General features: G+C 71.5%; 22 protein-coding genes. 8 read left to right on the forward strand and 14 right to left on the reverse strand.

The genetic code is table 11. The features are described 5' to 3' along the window. Positions 1 to 44 precede the first annotated feature (44 nt). From AAHG03_RS05860 to AAHG03_RS05885, 6 genes are all read right to left on the reverse strand, one after another. The gene (locus AAHG03_RS05860) at positions 45 to 722 is read right to left on the reverse strand and encodes a hypothetical protein (RefSeq protein WP_342149433.1); all 678 of its coding nucleotides are present in this window, start codon (positions 720 to 722) and stop codon (positions 45 to 47) included. 192 nt (positions 723 to 914) lie between these two features. Further along, positions 915 to 1,442 (reverse strand): flavin reductase, encoded by a 528-nt coding sequence (locus AAHG03_RS05865; RefSeq protein ID WP_342149435.1) that lies wholly within the window; start codon positions 1,440 to 1,442, stop codon positions 915 to 917. Positions 1,443 to 1,742: 300 nt separating this feature from the next. Continuing rightward, the gene (locus AAHG03_RS05870; RefSeq protein ID WP_342149437.1) at positions 1,743 to 1,886 is read right to left on the reverse strand and encodes a hypothetical protein; all 144 of its coding nucleotides are present in this window, start codon (positions 1,884 to 1,886) and stop codon (positions 1,743 to 1,745) included. Next, the gene (locus AAHG03_RS05875; protein WP_342149439.1) at positions 1,883 to 2,950 is read right to left on the reverse strand and encodes a phytoene/squalene synthase family protein; all 1,068 of its coding nucleotides are present in this window, start codon (positions 2,948 to 2,950) and stop codon (positions 1,883 to 1,885) included. Before AAHG03_RS05875 ends, AAHG03_RS05870 begins: the two co-directional genes overlap by 4 nt. Further along, positions 2,931 to 4,457, reverse strand: coding sequence for a phytoene desaturase (locus AAHG03_RS05880; protein ID WP_342149441.1), 1,527 nt, complete (start codon positions 4,455 to 4,457; stop codon positions 2,931 to 2,933). The genes AAHG03_RS05875 and AAHG03_RS05880 overlap by 20 nt, the downstream gene beginning before the upstream one ends. Before the next feature lie 173 nt (positions 4,458 to 4,630). After that, positions 4,631 to 5,611, reverse strand: a complete 981-nt coding sequence (locus AAHG03_RS05885) for a DUF1624 domain-containing protein (RefSeq protein WP_342149442.1) — start codon at positions 5,609 to 5,611, stop codon at positions 4,631 to 4,633. 224 nt (positions 5,612 to 5,835) lie between these two features. Between AAHG03_RS05885 and AAHG03_RS05890 the strand changes: the two genes are divergently transcribed. The 4 genes from AAHG03_RS05890 to bchO are packed head-to-tail and all read left to right on the forward strand — an operon-like array spanning position 5,836 to position 9,716. After that, positions 5,836 to 6,450, forward strand: a complete 615-nt coding sequence (locus AAHG03_RS05890) for a cold-shock protein (RefSeq protein ID WP_342149443.1) — start codon at positions 5,836 to 5,838, stop codon at positions 6,448 to 6,450. An 11-nt stretch (positions 6,451 to 6,461) separates the two neighbouring features. Continuing rightward, positions 6,462 to 6,941 (forward strand): DUF192 domain-containing protein, encoded by a 480-nt coding sequence (locus tag AAHG03_RS05895; RefSeq protein WP_342149444.1) that lies wholly within the window; start codon positions 6,462 to 6,464, stop codon positions 6,939 to 6,941. 4 nt (positions 6,942 to 6,945) lie between these two features. After that, the gene (locus AAHG03_RS05900; RefSeq protein ID WP_342149446.1) at positions 6,946 to 8,814 is read left to right on the forward strand and encodes a magnesium chelatase subunit D; all 1,869 of its coding nucleotides are present in this window, start codon (positions 6,946 to 6,948) and stop codon (positions 8,812 to 8,814) included. A 14-nt stretch (positions 8,815 to 8,828) separates the two neighbouring features. Then, positions 8,829 to 9,716, forward strand: coding sequence for an alpha/beta fold hydrolase BchO (bchO, locus tag AAHG03_RS05905; RefSeq protein WP_342149447.1), 888 nt, complete (start codon positions 8,829 to 8,831; stop codon positions 9,714 to 9,716). 223 nt (positions 9,717 to 9,939) lie between these two features. On the opposite strand, the gene efp is transcribed toward bchO, so the two are convergent. Beyond that, a complete protein-coding gene (efp, locus tag AAHG03_RS05910; RefSeq protein WP_342149449.1) occupies positions 9,940 to 10,506 on the reverse strand; it encodes an elongation factor P in 567 nt (188 codons plus the stop codon). A 125-nt stretch (positions 10,507 to 10,631) separates the two neighbouring features. Between efp and epmA the strand changes: the two genes are divergently transcribed. From epmA to AAHG03_RS05930, 4 genes are all read left to right on the forward strand, one after another. Next, complete coding sequence (gene epmA / locus AAHG03_RS05915) at positions 10,632 to 11,690, forward strand: EF-P lysine aminoacylase EpmA (RefSeq protein WP_342149450.1); 1,059 nt, start codon at positions 10,632 to 10,634, stop codon at positions 11,688 to 11,690. A 236-nt stretch (positions 11,691 to 11,926) separates the two neighbouring features. Continuing rightward, on the forward strand, positions 11,927 to 12,988 hold the full coding sequence (locus AAHG03_RS05920) for a lysine-2,3-aminomutase-like protein (protein ID WP_412759720.1): 1,062 nt from the start codon (positions 11,927 to 11,929) through the stop codon (positions 12,986 to 12,988). Next, positions 12,985 to 13,608: a glutathione S-transferase family protein gene (locus AAHG03_RS05925; RefSeq protein ID WP_342149451.1), complete on the forward strand. Its 624-nt coding sequence runs from the start codon at positions 12,985 to 12,987 to the stop codon at positions 13,606 to 13,608. The genes AAHG03_RS05920 and AAHG03_RS05925 overlap by 4 nt, the downstream gene beginning before the upstream one ends. Before the next feature lie 58 nt (positions 13,609 to 13,666). Beyond that, positions 13,667 to 14,464, forward strand: coding sequence for a YdcF family protein (locus tag AAHG03_RS05930; RefSeq protein ID WP_342149760.1), 798 nt, complete (start codon positions 13,667 to 13,669; stop codon positions 14,462 to 14,464). Positions 14,465 to 14,648: 184 nt separating this feature from the next. Here AAHG03_RS05930 and AAHG03_RS05935 read toward each other — a convergent pair whose 3' ends face one another. From AAHG03_RS05935 to AAHG03_RS05965, 7 genes are all read right to left on the reverse strand, one after another. After that, positions 14,649 to 14,912, reverse strand: a complete 264-nt coding sequence (locus AAHG03_RS05935; RefSeq protein WP_342149452.1) for a DUF3253 domain-containing protein — start codon at positions 14,910 to 14,912, stop codon at positions 14,649 to 14,651. Next, positions 14,902 to 15,615 (reverse strand): DUF599 domain-containing protein, encoded by a 714-nt coding sequence (locus tag AAHG03_RS05940; RefSeq protein ID WP_342149453.1) that lies wholly within the window; start codon positions 15,613 to 15,615, stop codon positions 14,902 to 14,904. Before AAHG03_RS05940 ends, AAHG03_RS05935 begins: the two co-directional genes overlap by 11 nt. Positions 15,616 to 15,697: 82 nt before the next feature. Then, entirely contained in the window at positions 15,698 to 15,982 is a 285-nt protein-coding gene (locus AAHG03_RS05945) for an acylphosphatase (protein WP_342149454.1), read from the reverse strand. 53 nt (positions 15,983 to 16,035) lie between these two features. Further along, positions 16,036 to 16,875: a formate/nitrite transporter family protein gene (locus AAHG03_RS05950; protein ID WP_342149456.1), complete on the reverse strand. Its 840-nt coding sequence runs from the start codon at positions 16,873 to 16,875 to the stop codon at positions 16,036 to 16,038. 77 nt (positions 16,876 to 16,952) lie between these two features. Beyond that, positions 16,953 to 17,384 carry a gamma-glutamylcyclotransferase family protein gene (locus AAHG03_RS05955; protein WP_342149458.1) on the reverse strand — a complete coding sequence of 144 codons (432 nt, stop codon included), beginning with the start codon at positions 17,382 to 17,384 and terminating at the stop codon, positions 16,953 to 16,955. A 32-nt stretch (positions 17,385 to 17,416) separates the two neighbouring features. Then, on the reverse strand, positions 17,417 to 17,551 hold the full coding sequence (locus tag AAHG03_RS05960) for a hypothetical protein (RefSeq protein WP_342149460.1): 135 nt from the start codon (positions 17,549 to 17,551) through the stop codon (positions 17,417 to 17,419). Next, positions 17,548 to 17,793 (reverse strand): hypothetical protein, encoded by a 246-nt coding sequence (locus AAHG03_RS05965; protein WP_342149462.1) that lies wholly within the window; start codon positions 17,791 to 17,793, stop codon positions 17,548 to 17,550. Before AAHG03_RS05965 ends, AAHG03_RS05960 begins: the two co-directional genes overlap by 4 nt. Positions 17,794 to 17,798: the final 5 nt, after the last annotated feature.

The raw sequence follows: 17,798 nt of genomic DNA on the forward strand, positions 1-17,798 counted from the left end.
GAGGGCGCCGCATTCCACAAGTGCGGCGCCCTTTTTCGTGTGTTTCAGTCGTAGAAATCGTCGCCGCTGATCGGCGTGAGCCGCCGGACCACGGTACCGTCCGGATAGGCGTAGCTGCGCGAGCGCATGACGAGGTAGCCCGCCGACCGCGCCTGGGCGAGGCGGCGCGCCCGGTAATCCGGCCCGTCATAGGCCGGCGGGCCGGCCTCGTAGCGCTCGTAGGCCGGCATCGGATCGGCATAGCCGTAGACCGGACGGCGGAGGCTGCGGGGCCGGAACGCGTGCCGTTCCCGCAGGTAGGACGGCGGCAGGCGTTCGCTCATGCGCCGCGGGCGCTCGACCGAGCGCGGCGCCGGCCGCTCGACCACGCTGCGGCGCGGGGTGCGGATGCCGCGGGCCTCGGCCTCGCGCTCCGCCGTCGAGCGGGCGACGGCGCGCCGGATCTGCTCCTGACGTTGCTCGGCCTGTGTCGGGGCGGATGGCGTCGGCGCGGGCGGCTCCTGCCGGGCCTGCGTCGGCTCGCGGGGCGCCGGCTCCGGGGCCCGCTCCGTCCGGGCGGGCTCCGGCGGCTTCGCCTCGGCGGGTTTGGCCGGCTCCTGCGGGGCGGTGCGGGCGGGCGGATCGGTCCAACTCGTCCCCTCGCCTTCCCCCTCGGCCCAGGCCGCCCCGGAGACGAGGCAGGCGGCGAGAACGAAGCAGAACGAAAAGCGGCCGCTCGACATGGACACGCCCTCGGGCTGGCGGAAGGAAGGGGCGCGCCGGCCCCTTTCGCGTCCTGCGATGAAGCGAACGAAAAATTAACCCCGAACGGCGCGGCCGTCCACGGGAAAAGCAGGCGCCGGGCTCAACCCCCGACGGGCTTCGTTCGATCCGTTTCGCCTCGCAATGACGGCGCGGGGTGAGACCCCGTGCGATCAATCGGACGCGGCCTCGTCCATCGGCAGGGTGCGGTAGCGCCGTGCGGCGTAGAGCAGACTCGCGCCGGAGCCGGCTTCTTCCGGGCGCAACGCCAGGGCCACGACCTCGCAGAGCAGGATGTCGTGCGTGCCGACCGTGGAGCGCTCGGTGATGCGGCAATCGAACACGGCGAGCGCGCCGGGCAGCGTCGGCGCTCCGGTCGCGAGTTCCTCCCAACGGGCGGCGCCGAAGCGCTCGGAGCGCGGCAGCGCGCCGCCGAAGGCTTCGGCCACCGGGCGCAACTCGCTCGACAGGGTGTTGACGCACAAGGCATCGTTGGCCTGGAAGGCCGGGTAGGCCGAGGCCGTGCGGTTGAGGCAGACCAGCAGGGTCGGCGGTGAATCGCTGACGCTGCACACGGCGGTCGCGGTGAAGCCGGCCCGGCCGCCGGGGCCGTCGGTGGTGACGAGATGCACCGCGCTCGCGATCCGCGCCATCGCCTCGCGATAGGTCGGCGCATCGATCGCGGGATCGGGTGGGGGCATGGAGGGGCGCCTCTCGGCCGGGAGGAGGAAGGGAAGGACGGCGGAGACGGATTCCCGCTTGAGCGATGCTGTGGGCACGACGATCCTCCGAGGCAAGGCCGGGCGGCGCGAAGACGCGTCGAGCGTGCCCGCGGTCGGAGGCGGATTCTTCCCGAAAACCGGCGCTTGCTGGCGCAAAAGGGCGGGAAACCTACGGTTCGTCCTTCTCCCGCTCACGGTCGGCGCGCTGGCTCCGGCGCAGCACGACGAGCTGCCAGACGGCGAGGCCGATCAGCAAAAGTTCGAGGGCGAGCGCGGCGATCACGGGCCGTGCAGTTTGCGCGCGGCTTCCTCGCGGTCGCGGCGGATCGAGCGCTTGACCCGCACGAGCTGCCAGACGGCGATGCCGAGGATCACCCCAAAGGCGAGGCCGATATCGAGGGCGGCGAAGCCGTGGTCGCTCACGAGGGCGCGGAGCGGCGGAAGGCGTCGCGCTCCTCCAGCGCCTCGATCAGATCGAGGACGCGCACCGCCTGACCGGAGAAGTCCCACCACGGCGGCAGGCGCCGGCCCGCGAGCGGTGCAGGATGGCGCTGCACCGCCTCGACCAGATAGGCGGTTTCGGGCAGTGCCGCCGCCAGCGGATCGGCGGCGGTGGCGACGGGAAGCGCGGCGCGGGCGAGCAGCGCGGCCTTTCGGGCGCCCGGCACGCGGGCGCGGCGGCTGACCGAATCGAGGCCGTTGGCTTCCACCTCCCGGCCGATCTCGGCGTAGATCAGGCGTGCGGCGCGGATCGCAGGCCGGCAGCCCGCCGGCAGCATGGCGATGCCGGGCTCGGAGCGGGCGTAGAGCGCTTCGGCCGAGGCCAGCAGCCGAGCCACGATCGCACGCAGGGCCGGCGTCGCCTGCGGGTCGGCCAGGAAGGCGGCCGGGTCGATGCCGGCCTCGTCGAGCCAGTCGAGCGGCAGGTAGAGACGGCCGGCCCGGGCATCCTCGCCGACGTCGCGGGCGATGTTGGTGAACTGCATGGCGACGCCGAGGTCGCAGGCGCGGGCGAGCGCGGCGGCGTCGCGCACGCCCATGACGAGGCTCATCATCGCCCCGACCGCACCCGCGACGCGGGCGCCGTAGGCGGACAGCTCGGAGAGCGTGGCGTAGCGGCGGCCCGCAATGTCCCAGGCGAGGCCTTCGAGCAGGGCGCGGGGCAGCGCCTCGGGGATGGCGTGGACGGCCAGCACGTCGGCGAGCGCCCGGTCGGCCGGGTGGTTCTCGGGACGGCCGGCCTGGGCCAGGGCGAGGCGCCGCTCCAGCCGGGCGAGCGCGGCGGCGCGATCACCGCCCGCCTCGTCCACCGCGTCGTCGGAGAGGCGGCAGAAGGCGTAGAGCCCGTAGGCCGGGCGCCGGACTCTTCCCGGCAGCAGCATCGAGGCCGCGTAAAAACTCTTCGAGCCGGCACGGATCGCCGCCCGGCAGGCGGCGTGGTCGGCCTCCGAGACGGAGAAGGACGGCTCAGGCGGAAACACGCGCATCCGGCACCACGGCATCGAGAACGCGTGCGGAGGACAGCACGCCCGGCAGGCCGGCGCCGGGATGCGTCCCGGCGCCCACGAGGTAGAGGTTGGCCACGTCTTCCGACCGGTTGTGCGGCCGGAACCATGCGGATTGCGTCAGCACCGGCTCCAGGCCGAAGCCGGAGCCGCGGAAGCTGAGGAAGTCGTCGGCGAAATCCTGGGGCGTCGTCACCTTGGAGGTGACGAGCGATGCGGACAGGCCCGGCATCACGGTCGCTTCGAGGTATCGTTCGATCTTCTGCCGGTACGGCTCGGCGAGCGCCGTCCAGTTCTGGCCGCCGGCGAGGTTGGGCACCGGCGAGAGCACGTAGAAGGCGTCGCACCCCTCGGGCGCCAGCAGCGGATCGGTCGCGGTCGGGCGATGCAGGTAGAGGCTGAAATCCTCGGCCAGATGCTTGCGGTCGAAGATGTCGGCCAGAAGCTCGCGGTAGCGCGGGCCCATCAGGATCGTGTGGTGATCGACCTCGGGGAATTTCCGGTTCGTGCCGAAGTACCAGACGAACAGCCCCATGGAGGAGGCGGCGCGCTCCAGCTTCCGCTTGCTCCAGCGCCGCGTCGTGCCGCCGAGCAGCTTGCGGTAGGTGGTGGCCGAATCGGCGTTCGAGACGACGATGTCGGCGGGGATCGTCTCGCCGCCCACCAGTTGCACCCCGGTCGCCGCCCCGCCGTTGAGGCGGATCTGCGCCACGTCGGCGCCGCAGCGGATCGTCCCGCCCTGCCCCCGGATCAGCCCGGCGAGGCCGTCCACGAGGCTCCCCGTCCCGCCCATGGCGAAGTGGACGCCCCATTGCCGTTCGAGATGGGCGATCAGGCAGTAGATGCCGCTCGCCCGGAACGGATTGCCGCCGATCAGCAGCGGGTGGAAGCTGAAGATCGTGCGCAGGCGCTCGTCGCGCAGGAAGCGGGCGACTACGTCGTAGACGCTGCGATGGCCCGACAAACGCAGGAGGTCGGGCGCGATGCGCAGCATGCTCCCGAATTTGTCGAACGGCACGTGGCCGAGTTCCTCGAAGCCGACCCGGCAGACGGCCGCGCTGTGGGCCATGAAGCGCTCGTAGCCCTCGACGTCCTCGGGCGAGAATCGGGCGACCTCGGCGCGCATGGCCGCCCGGTCGTCGCTGTAGGCGAAGCTCGATCCGTCGTCGAAGCGGATGCGGTAGAACGGGCGCATCGGCACGAGCGCCACGTCCTGCGCCATGTCGCGCCCGCACAGGCGCCACAGCTCCTCGAACAGGAACGGCGCGGTGACGATGGTGGGGCCGGCATCAAAGGTGAAGCCGTCCTGCCGGTGGACGCGGGCGCGGCCCCCCGGCTGCTCCAGCCGCTCCAGCACGGTGACGCGGTAGCCCCGCGCCCCGAGCCGCACGGCGGCTGCCAACCCGCCGAAGCCGGAGCCGATCACGACCGCGTGCGGCCGGTGATCCGGGTCGCTCACGTCCATCGGCTTGACGGCGAGTGTCAACATGAGTTGACACTAACCACCGGGGCGCGAGGCGCGCAAGGGGTGTGTGGCGTGCCTCCCGATGGAACGGTTCGGTCTCCGCCCCCTTCCGTGCTCCTCGCCGTCGCCGCCGGACAGCCACGGTCGCGACCCGCTCGCCGCATGCGGGGATGCGTGGTCACCGCCGGGGCCGCGGCTCAAAGCGGCGGCGCCGTCCCCTCGGCGGCCTCGTAGCAGCCCTGCGACAGTCCCTGCGCCGTCAGCCGTTGCTCCGGCGAATAGGGCGCGCCCAAGCCCCACAAGCCCTCCCGCCGCAGCGCCTGCTCGGTGCAGCGCGCCGCGACCCGGCACGATTCCGCCCCGCCGCCGGTGCGGACGCAGTTTTGCGCGTAGGTCGCGCGAAAGCTCGCCGCCCCGGCCCGCGGATGCGGCCCGGTGAGGCTGACCACAGCGTACAGCACGGCCAGCAGCACCGGCTGGTGCACCAGATAGAAAGCGAGGCTGTGCCGCCCGGCGAAAGCCGCCGCCCGTGCCGGTCGGCTGTGTGCACGCCAGCGGGCGAGGGCCCCGGTCAGCGCGGCCGGCCCGCCGAGCCGGGCGAGTGCGATCCCGGCCAGCACGATCCCGAACCAGGGAAACAGCGGCACCCAATCGTTGGTGTCCGGCCGTCCCCGTCCGAGGCCGAGGAAGTACAGCTCCGGCGCATCGAGCCACGGATGCGCGATCAGCGTGGGCGCCAAGAGCACGGCCATGGCGGTGAGCGCCGTGAGCCACACCGGCGCGAACACGAACGGCAGGCCGAGCAGGCTGGAGGCGGCGATGCAGTGCAGGATGCCGAAGAAGATGTAGCTGTCGGGGAACGCGAAATACGTCGCGACCGTGATGAGCGCGGCGGCCCCGCCGATCCGGGCGATGCGCCCGACGAAGCGTCCGAACCGCACCCCGGCTCGGTTGGCCAGCACCAGCCCGATGCCGACCAGCAACAGGAACGATCCGGCGATGCCATGGGCCGCGAGCCGCCCCGGCGGGGTCAGGGCGTAGTTCTCCGGCGTCAGCCTAAGGAAACCGAGGTCCCATAGGGTGTGGTAGCCCGCCATCGCGGCGAGCGCGGCGGCGCGGGCGACGTCGAGGGCATCGAGGCGACCGCGCGGCGCGGCGGAAGGCGAAGGAACCGACATGGCGCGGCCCTACCATCCCGCTCCGGCCGGGGCGAGGACGGGCGTGTCCGCGCCTGCCCGATCCTTCGGCACCGGTCGCGACATCAGGTGAGGCACCGCCGCCATGGCGGGCAAAATTGCTTCCGCCCGGTGTCTCAATGCCGGTCAAACGGGCTTTCAGGGAATCGGGACTTTGTTAACGTAGCAGCGGAATTGCACGGCGCGATTCGGCACGGGTTGCTTACATGTCGAACGATTACGGAGCCGGTCCGGGCCTCGCCCGGTCCACGGAGTCGAAGGACTCCGCACGGGACCTCGACCACGGGGCGGAGGCCGAGCCGCCACTCGACCTCGTGGAGATCGCGGGCCGCATCAAGTGGTTCGACGTGTCGAAGGGGTTCGGGTTCATCGTGCCCGACGACGGCTCGCCGGACGTGCTGCTGCACATCACCTGCCTGCGCCGCGACGGGCACCAGGCCGCGAGCGAGGGCGCGCGGATCGTGGTCGAGGCCGTGCGCCGCGCCCGCGGCTGGCAGACTTTCCGGGTGATCTCGCTCGATCAATCGACCGCGACCCACCCCTCCGAACTGCCGATGCCGCGCACCCACGTCTCGGTCACACCGACGAGCGGGCTGGAGACCGCGGTGGTGAAGTGGTTCAACCGCCTGCGCGGCTTCGGCTTCGTCAGCCGCGGCGAGGGCACGCCGGACATCTTCGTCCACATGGAGACCCTGCGCCGCTACGGCATCGCCGAGCTGAAACCGGGCGAGACGGTGCTGGTGCGCTACGGCGACGGCTCGAAGGGTGCTATGGCGGCGGAAGTCCGCCTCGTCGACGGGGCGCTTCCGGCCTCCCACTGACGAGGTTTTTCGTGCGCGTCCCCTCGAAAATCGTCCTCGCCTGCCTCGCGGCGCTCGCCGTGCCGCTCTCTTCCGCCCGCGCGGAAGAACCCTCGGTCGTCGTCGAGCAGGCGCCGACCGAGCCGCTCGCCATCGTCACCAAGGACGGGCGCCGCGCCTTCAAGGTCGAGGTGATGCGCAACGACGCGCAGCGCGCCAAGGGCCTGATGTACCGCCGCACCATGGCGGCCGACCACGGCATGCTGTTCGACTTCGAGCGGCCGATGCCGGTCAACATGTGGATGAAGAACACCTACCTGCCGCTCGACATGGTGTTCATCCGCTCCGACGGCTCGATCGCCCGCATCGCCGCCGACACCGAGCCGCTGTCGACGCAGATCATCCCCTCGGGCGAGCCGGTGCTGTCGGTGCTCGAACTCAATGCCGGCACCGCGGCCAAGCTCGGCATCCGGGCCGGCGACCGGGTCGAGCACCCGCTGTTCCGGCGCTGACGCCTTGGGCGAGCCCGCGCCGAACCCGGCCTGGGACGACGCCGTGCGCGCCCTCGCGCTGTTTGCCGCCGACCCGCACGGCCTCGGCGGCCTCGTGCTGCGCGCCGGCGCCGGCCCGGTGCGCGACCGCTGGCTCGACCTGTTGCGCACGCATGTCTCCGGTCCCATCCGCCGCCTGCCCCCCGGCATCGGCGACGACCGCCTGATCGGCGGCCTCGACCTGCCCGCGACGCTCCGCGCCGGCCGCCCGGTGGCGCAGAGCGGCCTCTTGGCGGAGGCCGATGGCGGCGTCGTGGTGGTGCCGATGGCCGAGCGGCTGGAGCCCGGCACGGTCGCCCGCCTCTGCGCCGCCCTCGACACCGGCGTGATCGCGCTGGAACGCGACGGCCTCGCCGCCCGCCTGCCGGCCCGGATCGGGCTCGTGCTGCTGGACGAAGGCGTCGAGGACGAGGCGGTGGCCGACGCGCTCGCCGACCGACTGGCGTTCCGGATCGATCTGACCGGGGTGAGCCTGCGGGAGGCGCAGGCCCCTCCTCCCCCTTGCGGGGAGGAGCCGGAGGTGGGGGTGGTTCAGGATGGATCGCCGAGCCTCATCCGGCACCACCCCCACCCCTACCCCTCTCCACCCAGATCGGGCTTGCCCGATCTGGGCATGGAAGAAGCGGATCTCGGGCAAGCCCGAGATCCGTGGGGAAGGGAAAGTGCGGACGATCCCGTCACGATCCTCTGCACCACCGCAGCGGCGCTCGGGATCGCCTCGCTACGCGCCCCGCTCCTGGCGCTGCGCGCCGCCCGCATCGCCGCGGGCGGCGCGCCGGACGACGCCGCGCTGATGGAGGCCGCACGCCTCGTCCTGGCCCCGCGGGCGACGCGGCTTCCCGCGCCCGAACCGCAGGACGGGGAGGCGAGCGCGCCGGAGGAACAGGCCGAGCCGCCGCCGGAAGCACAGTCTCAACCGGAAGAGTCGTCGGCCCCCGATAACGAGGCGGAGGAATCCGCCCAACCCCAAAAGAACCTCGACGAGGTCGTCCTCGAAGCCGCCCAGGCGGCCATCCCGAAAGACCTGCTGGCGCGGCTGCTCGCGGGCGGGCCGTCGCTGCGCAGGGCCGAGGCCGGGCGCAAGGGCGCGGCGGCGGCCTCGCTGAACAAGGGCCGGCCGGTGGGGAGCCGGCCGGGCGATCCGCGCCGCGGGCGGCTCGACCTGATCGCGACGCTGCGCACCGCCGCCCCCTGGCAGCGCCTGCGCCGGGGCGAAGGGGTGACGCGCCGCGTCATCGTCGCCCCCGAGGATTTCCGCATCCGCCGCTTCCGCCAGCGCAGCGAGACCACGGCGATCTTCTGCGTCGATGCCTCGGGCTCGGCGGCGCTGGAGCGGCTGGCCGAGGCCAAGGGCGCGGTCGAGCTGCTGCTGGCCGAGGCCTACGTCCGGCGCGATCGGGTGGCGCTGGTGGCCTTCCGCGGCGCGGGCGCCGAGGTGCTGCTGCCGCCGACGCGCTCGCTGGTGCGGGCCAAGCGGGCGCTGGCCGGCCTGCCCGGCGGGGGCGGCACGCCGCTGGCGGCCGGGCTCGACGCCGCGGCGGCGCTCGGGCTCGCGGTGCGCCGGGCCGGCGGCACGCCGGTGGTGGTGCTGCTGACCGACGGGCGCGCCAACGTCGCCCGCTCCGGCATGGGCGGACGCGCGCTCGCAGCGGAAGAGGCGCTGGCCGCGGGCCGGGCGCTGCGCCATCACGGCCTGCGCACCCTCGTCATCGACACCGGCGCGCGGCCGGACGGGGCGCGGGCCCTCGCCGAGGCCGCGCAGGCGCGCTACTGCCCGCTGCCGATGGCGGATTCCGGGAGCGTGCGCGCCGCCGTGCGCGCGGCCACCGCGTGAGCGCAGGGTATTTCATGCCGCTTCTCGACGAGGACCGCCCCACTTGGGAGCGCGACGGCCGCGACTGGCCCCACCGCGCCGCCAGCCGCTTCGTCGAAGCCGCGGGCTTGCGCTGGCACGTGCAGGAATTCGGCGAGCCGGACAAACCCGGCCTGCTGCTCCTGCACGGCACCGGGGCGGCGACCCATTCCTGGCGCGGCCTCGCGCCGCTGCTCGCCGAGCGCTACCGCGTGCTGGCCCCCGACCTGCCGGGCCACGGCTTCACCGATCCGCTGCCCGCCCGCCGCCTGTCGCTGCCCGGCATGGCCGAGGCGATCGCCGCCCTGACCGATTCCTTGGGGGTTTCGCCTCAGCTCGCCATCGGCCACTCGGCGGGGGCCGCGGTGCTCGCCCGAATGTGCCTCGACAAGCGCATCGCGCCCAGCCTTCTGGTCGCGCTCAACGGCGCGCTGACGCCGTTTCCGGGGGTGGCGAGCATCCTGTTCCCCAGCATGGCCCGGATGCTGTTCGTCAATCCGATCACGCCCAAGATCTTCGCCTGGAGCGCCGACAAGGCGGCGGTGCGACGCCTCATCGACGGCACCGGTTCACGCCTCGATCAACAGGGGCTCGATCTCTACCGCCGCCTCTTCACCCGCGCCGGCCACGTCTCCGGCGCGCTCGGCATGATGGCGAACTGGGACCTCGCCGCCCTCGACCGCGACCTGCGGCGGCTCGCCACCCGCACGCTCCTCGTGGTCGGCAGCGAGGACAAGGCGATCCGCCCCGACACCGCCTTCGCGCTCCGCGACCGGCTGCCCGCCGCCCGGATCGAGCTGGTGCGAGGGTTGGGCCATCTCGCGCATGAGGAGGCGCCGGGACGCGTCGCCGAGATCATCTTCGCCGAAGCGGCCGATACCTGACCGCGGTAGCCTCGTCCGGCCACGCCCCTCACCGCCTGCACGGACGACAAGGTCGATGCAGGCCCCTTCCGACCGAATCCGGGCTTGCCCGGGATCGGCCAAGCCGGAACCGAAGTCGGGCAGGCCCGACCTCGAGCGCGGAGGGGAGCCCGGCGGAGCCGGGCTGGCGCATCGTCTTTTTCCGAGAGCCGGAAACCACCTTTCGGGACGATGCTTCGACCGATCAATCCTTCGCACGCTCCACGTACGAGCCGTCGGCCGTCATGATGACGACGCGGGTGCCGGCGGAGATGTGGGGCGGGACGCTGGTCTTCACGCCGTTCGACAGGATCGCCGGCTTGTAGGACGAGGAGGCGGTCTGGCCCTTCGTCACCGGCTCGGTCTCGGCGACTTCGAGCGTCACGCGCTGGGGCAGCTCGATCGTCAGCGGCACGCCGTTGTGGGTCGAGAGCGTGACCGTCATGCTCTCCTGCAGGTAGGGGGCGGCGTCGCCGACCACGTCCTCGGGCACCGCGATCTGCTCGTAGTTCTCGGGGTTCATGAAGTGGAACCCCTCGCCGTCCTGATACAGGAAGGTGTGGTCGCGGTCCTCGACGAAGGCGCGCTCGACCTGCTCGGTGGTGCGGTAGCGCTCGGACACCTTCACGCCGTCGGTGATGCGGCGCATGTCGAGCTGGGTGACCGGGGTGCCCTTGCCGGGGTGGATGTTCTCCGCCGTCAGGATGACGTAGAGCTTGCCGTCCTTCTCGACGACGTTGCCCTTGCGAAGGGTACTGGCGATCACTTTCACGAGCGTGGACCTTAAGGCTTGACGAGAACGGCACTGCCCCACACGCCGGACGGCCGTGCGAGCGGAATCATCCGCGAGGCCCTACCCTATCCGCGCTCCCGTTGCCAGCCGGCGAGCTTTCTCCAGTGAGCGCCGAGGCCTCGCCCTGGTGGCAGCCGGCCGTCCACGCGGACCGCCGGCCCCTGCTGATGACCCGCAACCGCATCGTCGCGGGCCTGCGCAACTGGTTCGCGGCGGGCGACTTCGTTGAGGTCGAGGCCGCCGCGTTGCAGGTCTCGCCGGGCAACGAGGCGCATCTCTCGGCGTTTGCCACCGAGGCGCTGCTGCCGGACGGGACGCGCGCGCCGCTCTACCTCCACACCTCGCCGGAATTCGCCTGCAAGAAGCTGCTGGCGGCAGGCGAGACGCGGCTGTTCAGCCTCGCCCGCGTGTTCCGCAACCGCGAGCGCGGCGTGCTGCATCACCCCGAATTCACCATGCTCGAATGGTACCGGGCGGGCGAGACCTACCAGACGCTGATGGCCGATTGCGCCGCCCTGCTGGCGCTCGCCGCCGAGGCCGCGGGAACGCGGCACATGAGCTTTCGCGGGCGGACCTGCGATCCGTTCGCCCCGTTCGAGCGGTTGACGCTGGCCGAAGCCTTCGAGCGCCATGCCGCGATCGATCTGCTCGCCACCATCGCAGCCGACGGCGCCACCGACCGCGAGGGTCTGGCCGCGCAGGTCGTCACCCGCGGCCTGCGGGTCGCGCCCGACGACACCTGGGCCGACCTGTTTTCCCGCGTCCTCGTCGGGCTGATTGAGCCGCATCTCGGCAAGGACCGGCCGACGATCCTGTGCGAGTACCCCGTCAGCGAGGCCGCGCTCGCCCGCCCCGTGCCCTACGATCTGCGGGTGGCCGAGCGGTTCGAGCTCTATGCCTGCGGCGTCGAACTCGCCAACGCCTTCGGCGAGCTGACCGACCCAGCCGAGCAGCGCCGCCGCTTCGAGATCGAGATGGCCGAGAAGGCACGGGTCTACGGCGAGCGTTATCCCATCGACGAGGAGTTTCTGGAGGCGCTGGCGATCATGCCGGAGGCCAGCGGCATCGCGCTGGGGCTCGACCGGCTGGTGATGCTGGCGACCGGCGCGCCGCGGATCGACGATGTCGTGTGGACGCCGGTGGCGCGGGGGACGGGACGGTGAGCGCGTTGAAGTACGAGCGCGCGGCCAAAAACCCTCCCCCCTCTGCGGGGGAGGGTGTCTGCGGAGCAGACGGGAGAGGGGAACCACCTCTCCGCTTGGCCGCCGCCGACGGTGAATCCTCCGGCACCGTCGCTCCCCTCACCCGACCCCCCTCGGGGGCCACCCTCTCCCATCTCAAGTCGGGCTTGCCCGACTTGAACACTCAGGAATGCGGAAATCGGGCAAGCCCGATTTCCGTGGGGGAGAGGGATGCGCGCGCGATCAAGACTGTCGGTGCTTTGGCGGAAGCCGGCTTTGTTGGTGCGGAAAACCTGCCCGCCCTCGAACGCGTCGCCGCCCGCTACGCCGTCTCGCTCACCCCCGACATTGCCGAACTGATCGACCCCACCAACCCGGCCGACCCCATCGCCCGCCAGTTCGTCCCCCGCGCGGAAGAAATTAAGACCACCCCGGACGAGCGCGCCGACCCGATCGGCGACGACGCCCACGCGCCCCTCCCCGGCCTCGTCCACCGCTACCCCGATCGCGTGCTGCTGAAACCCCTCCACATCTGCCCGGTCTATTGCCGCTTCTGCTTCCGCCGCGAGCGGGTCGGGCCCGAGGGTCACGGCACGCTGAGCGAGGCGGAGCTTCAAGCCGCCTATGCCTACATCGCCGCGCGCGAGGAAATCTGGGAGGTCGTGCTCACCGGCGGCGATCCCTTCGCCCTCTCGGTCCGGCGACTCGCGGCCATCGCCGCTGCGCTCGGCGCGATCCCGCACGTGAAGGTGTTGCGGCTCCACACCCGCGTGCCGGTGGTGGAGCCGGCCCGCGTGGACGACGCCCTCGTCGCGGCGCTGAAACGATTTCCCGGCGCGGTCTACGTGGCGCTGCACGCCAACCATCCGCGCGAGTTCTCCGAATCCGCCCGCGCGGCTTGCGCCCGGCTGGTCGATGCCGGCATCCCGATGGTGAGCCAGAGTGTGCTGCTGCGCGGCGTCAACGACGACGCGGGCACGCTGGAGGCGCTGATGCGCCGCTTCGTCGAGAACCGGATCAAGCCCTACTACCTGCATCACGGCGACCTCGCGCCGGGCACCGGCCATCTGCGCACCGGCCTCCCCGAGGGGCAGGCGCTGATGCGGACATTGCGTGGGCGGCTCTCAGGCCTCGCCCAGCCGACCTACGTGCTCGATATCCCCGGCGGCCACGGCAAGGTGCCGGTGGGGCCGGGCTATGTCGAAGAGGCATCCGAGGGCTGGCGCGTCACCGATCCGCAGGGCACGGTGCATCCCTATCCACCGAAGGACGACCGATGACGCGCAGGCTGTGGGGACGGGCGAGTTCGGCCAACGTCCAGAAGGCGATCTGGGCGCTCGAAGAGCTGGCCCTGCCCTACGAGCCCATCGAGGCCGGCGGCGCCCACGGCATCGTCGGCGAGGCGCGCTACCGGGCGATGAACCCCAACGGCCTCGTGCCGACGCTGGAGGAGGACGGCTTCGTCCTGTGGGAATCGAACGCGATCCTGCGCTACCTCGCCCATGCCCATGGCGGCGTGCTGGCGCTGCCCGAAGAACCGCGTGCCCGCGCCCTGATCGACCAGTGGCTCGACTGGCAGGCCACCGCCTTCACCCCCGCCATGCGCGACGCCTTCCTCCAGCTCGTGCGGGTCGCGCCCGAGAAGCGGAATGCCGCGATCATCGAAGCCTCGCAGGCGGCAGGCGAGCGCTGCGCCGAGACGCTCGACCGGCACCTCGCGGGTACGCCGTATGTGGCGGGCGAGACCTTCTCCATCGCCGACATCGCGGTGGGCTGCGCGGCGCATCGCTGGCTGATCCTGCCGTTCGAGAAGGCGGAGCGCCCGAACGTCGTCGCGTGGCGCGACCGGCTGGCGCAACGTTCGGCCAGTTCGTCCGTTCTGTCGCTGCCGCTGACCTGAGCCATAGGGCGGAGGGCAGACGATGACGGCCGACACGCCCCGACCGACCGGACCAAAGATGTTCTTCCCGCTGTCGAAGCTGATCTTCTTCGTCATCACGCCGTCGAACTTTCTGATCCTGCTCGGGCTTCTCGGCTGCCTGCTGCTGTTCACGGAGTTCGGCCGCAATCTCGGGCGGGCGATGGCGCTCGCGGGCTTCCTCGGCCTGCTGATCGCCGGCCTCGGGCCGCTCTCGGCCTGGGTGCTGATGCCGCTAGAGAACCGGTTTCCGGCCTTTGCCGACGACGGCGCGCCGGTCACCGGCATCGTCGTGCTCGGCGGCGCGGTCGAGGCGGACACCTCGATTTCCCGCGACCAGATCACCGTCAACGATGCGGGCGAGCGGGAGATCGCGCTGGCCGACCTCGCCCGGCGCTATCCGCAGGCCCGGCTCGTCTTCTCCGGCGGCAGCGGCGCCATGCGCGAGCACCCGATCTCCGAGGCCGAGATCGTCAGCCGCTTCGCCGACAGCCTCGGCGTGCCGCGCAACCGCCTGATCCTGGAGCAGCAATCCCGCAACACCCGCGAGAACGCGGTGTTCTCCGCCCGCATGGTGCTGCCCAAGCCCGGCGAGCGCTGGCTGCTCGTCACCTCCGCATGGCACATGCCCCGCGCCATCGGCTGCTTCCGCGAGGCCGGGTTCCCGGTCACCGCCTATCCGGTCGATTACCGCACCAGCGGCCCCCGCGACGCCTACCGCCTCACCACCTTCGCCTCGGACGGATTGTCCGAGTTCGACATCGGCGTGAAGGAATGGATCGGTCTCATCGCCTACAAGTTCGCGGGTTATACGAAGACGTGGCTGCCGGCGCCGTAATCGTTCGGAGTCCGTTCGGCAGGCCGACCCCATCCAACCCAAATCCCTCATCCTGAGGTGCTGCGAAGCAGCCTCGAAGGAGGGCTCCAGAAGTCGCGCGATCCCTGGAGCCCTCCTTCGAGGCTCCGCTTCGCTGCGCACCTCAGGATGAGGGGGTGGGTCGGATGAAGGGGCGAGCCGGTGCTCAGCCGCGCGGCACGCTCAGGCGGTAGATCCCGCGAAAATCGTCCGGGTCGGCCACGGGCTTGCCCTTGCGGACGATCTGCACCCGCCCCTCCTTGGTCAGCCGCACGGCCACGCGCCGCACCGGCTGCATCAGGGGGCCCCAGCCGTCGGGATGCGGGCCGCCGAGCGCGCGGGCGACCTCGGACGGGCAGCAGGTCTTGTCCGCGCCGCGCTCGGCGACGAGGCGCAGCATCGTCTCTTCGATCTCGGCGTCACTGGCCATGGTGATCTTCCTCGGCCAGCAGCGCCTCGCGGATGGGCGAGGCGAACTGGCGCCGCCACATCACCCAGACCACGCCGCCGGTGGCCAGCATCAGCACCGGCGCGCTCACGAACCAGCCGAGATAGGCCAGCGCGAACAGGAAGGCGCGCTGGCCTTTCGCGAAATGCGAGCCCGCCGCGACGTTCATGGCGCCGGCCCGCTCGGCGGCGCGGCGCATCACGTCCTCGGGGGCGCCCGAGCCCTTGGGCGGCACCGCGCCGATCAGGATCGCGCCGTAATTGAACAGCCGGTAGGCCCAGGCGAACTTGAAGAAGGCGTAGACGAACACGACCGCGAGCCCGGCGACCTTGATCTCCCAGGTCGCCCGCGTCGTCGCCGAGCCGAAGGGCAGCGCCGAGAACAGGTTGAGCACGTCGTCGCCCGAGCGCGACAGCGTCAGCACCGAGCCCAGCGCGATCAGCGAGGTCGAGGCGAAGAAGGCGGTGCCGTTCTGGAGCGAGGCGTTGATGGTGGTGTCCACCACGCGGTTGTCGCGGGCGATCATCTGGACCGCCCAGTTGCGCCGCTGGCGGTTCATGATCTGGCTGAGGCTCAACCGGTCGCCCCGGCGGCGCTGCACCGCGAGGCTGTAGCCGACCCAGGCCGCGACGAAGAACACGAGCGCGGTGAGGTCGAGGGGCGAGAAGGCGCGGATGTCCCACATGGTTCAGCGCGCGGTCCTGCCCGTTCGGTTCGTAGCCATGACTGCGCCGCTACAGGCCGCGGGCCCGAGCGGCAAGCCCCGATCAGGACAGGATCTCGAAACCCTGCCCTGCGAACGGCTCGGCCTCGGCGACGGCGATGCCGTCCACACGGGCCATGAGCGGACCGCGGCGGCATTCGGCCAGCAGCGCATCGACCGCGGCCTCGGGGCCGGAGAACAGCGCCTCGACCGTACGGTCGGGCCGGTTGCGGACCCAGCCGGCGACCCCGTGATGCAGCGCGCGCTTCCTTGTCCAGGCCCGGTAGGACACGCCCTGCACGCGGCCGGAGATTACCGCGCGGATCGTCTTCGTCGTGTCTGAACTCAAGTCGAGGGGCTCCCGGTCGAAGCCGAGCCGGGAGCCCTTCGGAAGGCTTCGGCTCAGCGGGTGGCCACGGCGGCGGACGGCGCCTCGGCGTGGCGCCGCACGGCCTGCGGACGGTAGGTCAGGTACCACGCCAGCGAGATGAAGAGCACGCCGCCGACGAAATTCCCCAGCGTCACGGGGATCTGGTTCCAGGCCCACCACTGCTCGAACGAGACCGGGGCGCCGAGCATCATGCCGGCCGGGATCATGAACATGTTGACGACCGCGTGCTCGAACCCCTGCGCGAAGAACAGCAGGATCGGCAGCCAGCCCCCGAGGATCTTGCCGAGGGTCGAGGTCGACATCATCGACATGGTCACGCCGAGGCAGACCATCCAGTTGCACAGCATCGCCTTGACGAAGCACGTGATCATGCCGGCGGTGCCCAGCGCCTCGTAGGCGGTGGTCTTGGTCTGCGCGATCTCGACGATCTTCCGGGCGACCGGGTTGGCGTCGGCGCCGGTGTGCCAGAAGTTCGTGAGCGCGATGACGAGCAGCAGCGCGTAGAGCAGGCTGCCGATCAGGTTGCCGAGGAAGCCCCAGGCGAAGTTGCGCATCATCGGCGCGAAGCCGATCCGCCCCTCCATGAAGGACAGGGTGAGGATGCCGAAATTGCCGGTGCAGAGTTCGAGCCCGAGGCAGACGATCATCACGAAGCCGACGGGGAAGACGAGCGCGCCGACGAGCGGCACGCCGGTCTGGGTCGCGGCGGTCAGCGCGAGGCTGGTGGCGATGCCGAGCAGGGCGCCGGCCATCATGCCCCGCACGATCATGTCGCGCACGGGAAGCTCGGCGCGCATCACGCCGGAATCGCTCATGGCCTTGGCCATGTCGGCGGGTTTGACGAAGTCCATCGTGTGTCACCTCGCGAAGGATGGTTCGTCTTGCCGCGAGGCAGGTTCGGTGCCAGCTGGGTTGATTCGGCCGCGGGTCAGGCCCGGCCGCGGCGCATCCAGCCGCCGACTTCCTGGAGATACGGCCCCGGCAGTTGCGCCGCCTCCCCCGCCGCCAGCACGGCCTCCAGATAGCCGGGCCGGGGCACGCCCGGCGGCGGGCTGCGGCCGAGATAGATCAGGGCGCGCTTGATGCCGTTGTCGGTCACGACCGGCTGATGCGCCTTAACGTAGAGCCCGCCCGCCACGCCCTCGTAGCGGTCGAGCGCCGGCACGTCGGAGAGCGCCAACTCCCACAGCACGCCCCAGACGGTGGCGGCCGGGGCGCGCACTACCGAGGCCCAGCCCTCGCGCATGATGACGAACCGATGCCGCGGCAGCCGCCCGCGCCCGATCAGCCGCGAGGCCGGGCAGCGCAGGGCCATGGCGGCGGCGTCCATGTTGGCGCCGTAGGCGAAGTAGAGGGGCATGCTTTTGTATGAGGGCGATGCGGACGGTGCGGTTACTCGCCCGGTGAGCGCTTTTCCCGCGCCTCGTCGCGCTTGATCGCCCACTCGTTGGCATAGACCGCGATCCACGCCATCGCCACCACGACGGCGGGGATTACGAAGGTGACGAAGATCTCGCCCGAACTCACGGCTTGGAGCTCCGAAGGGCTTTTCGTGCCGCCCAATGTACGACAAGGCCCGTACACAACCAAACCGCTGCGAACGCGACGGTTCCGACGCTGACGCTGGGCGCGCTCGCGACGCCGAAACTCATGGCGGTGACCGGCGTGACGCCCCCGATCACTACGAAGGCGACGGCCACGTTGTTGAGGCCGGTCGCCAGGAGCTTGGTCTGCTCGTTGTGGATCTGATTCAGGGGTTCCTTGCTCACGGGCC

Source organism: Methylorubrum subtropicum (genome assembly GCF_038442325.1).
Classification (GTDB): Bacteria; Pseudomonadota; Alphaproteobacteria; order Rhizobiales; family Beijerinckiaceae; genus Methylobacterium; species Methylobacterium subtropicum.

Bases quoted from the DNA above. Each gene is read 5' to 3' on its own strand.
- AAHG03_RS05890 (WP_342149443.1), top strand. From the start codon at position 5,836: ATGTCGAACGATTACGGAGCCGGTCCGGGCCTCGCCCGGTCCACGGAG.
- AAHG03_RS05940 (WP_342149453.1), bottom strand. From the start codon at position 15,615: ATGTGGGACATCCGCGCCTTCTCGCCCCTCGACCTCACCGCGCTCGTG.
- AAHG03_RS05885 (WP_342149442.1), bottom strand. From the start codon at position 5,611: ATGTCGGTTCCTTCGCCTTCCGCCGCGCCGCGCGGTCGCCTCGATGCC.
- AAHG03_RS05925 (WP_342149451.1), top strand. From the start codon at position 12,985: ATGACGCGCAGGCTGTGGGGACGGGCGAGTTCGGCCAACGTCCAGAAG.
- AAHG03_RS05880 (WP_342149441.1), bottom strand. From the start codon at position 4,457: ATGTTGACACTCGCCGTCAAGCCGATGGACGTGAGCGACCCGGATCAC.
- bchO (WP_342149447.1), top strand. From the start codon at position 8,829: ATGCCGCTTCTCGACGAGGACCGCCCCACTTGGGAGCGCGACGGCCGC.
- AAHG03_RS05860 (WP_342149433.1), bottom strand. From the start codon at position 722: ATGTCGAGCGGCCGCTTTTCGTTCTGCTTCGTTCTCGCCGCCTGCCTC.
- AAHG03_RS05935 (WP_342149452.1), bottom strand. From the start codon at position 14,912: ATGGCCAGTGACGCCGAGATCGAAGAGACGATGCTGCGCCTCGTCGCC.
- AAHG03_RS05930 (WP_342149760.1), top strand. From the start codon at position 13,667: ATGTTCTTCCCGCTGTCGAAGCTGATCTTCTTCGTCATCACGCCGTCG.
- AAHG03_RS05955 (WP_342149458.1), bottom strand. From the start codon at position 17,384: ATGCCCCTCTACTTCGCCTACGGCGCCAACATGGACGCCGCCGCCATG.
- AAHG03_RS05875 (WP_342149439.1), bottom strand. From the start codon at position 2,950: ATGCGCGTGTTTCCGCCTGAGCCGTCCTTCTCCGTCTCGGAGGCCGAC.
- AAHG03_RS05950 (WP_342149456.1), bottom strand. From the start codon at position 16,875: ATGGACTTCGTCAAACCCGCCGACATGGCCAAGGCCATGAGCGATTCC.
- AAHG03_RS05865 (WP_342149435.1), bottom strand. From the start codon at position 1,442: ATGCCCCCACCCGATCCCGCGATCGATGCGCCGACCTATCGCGAGGCG.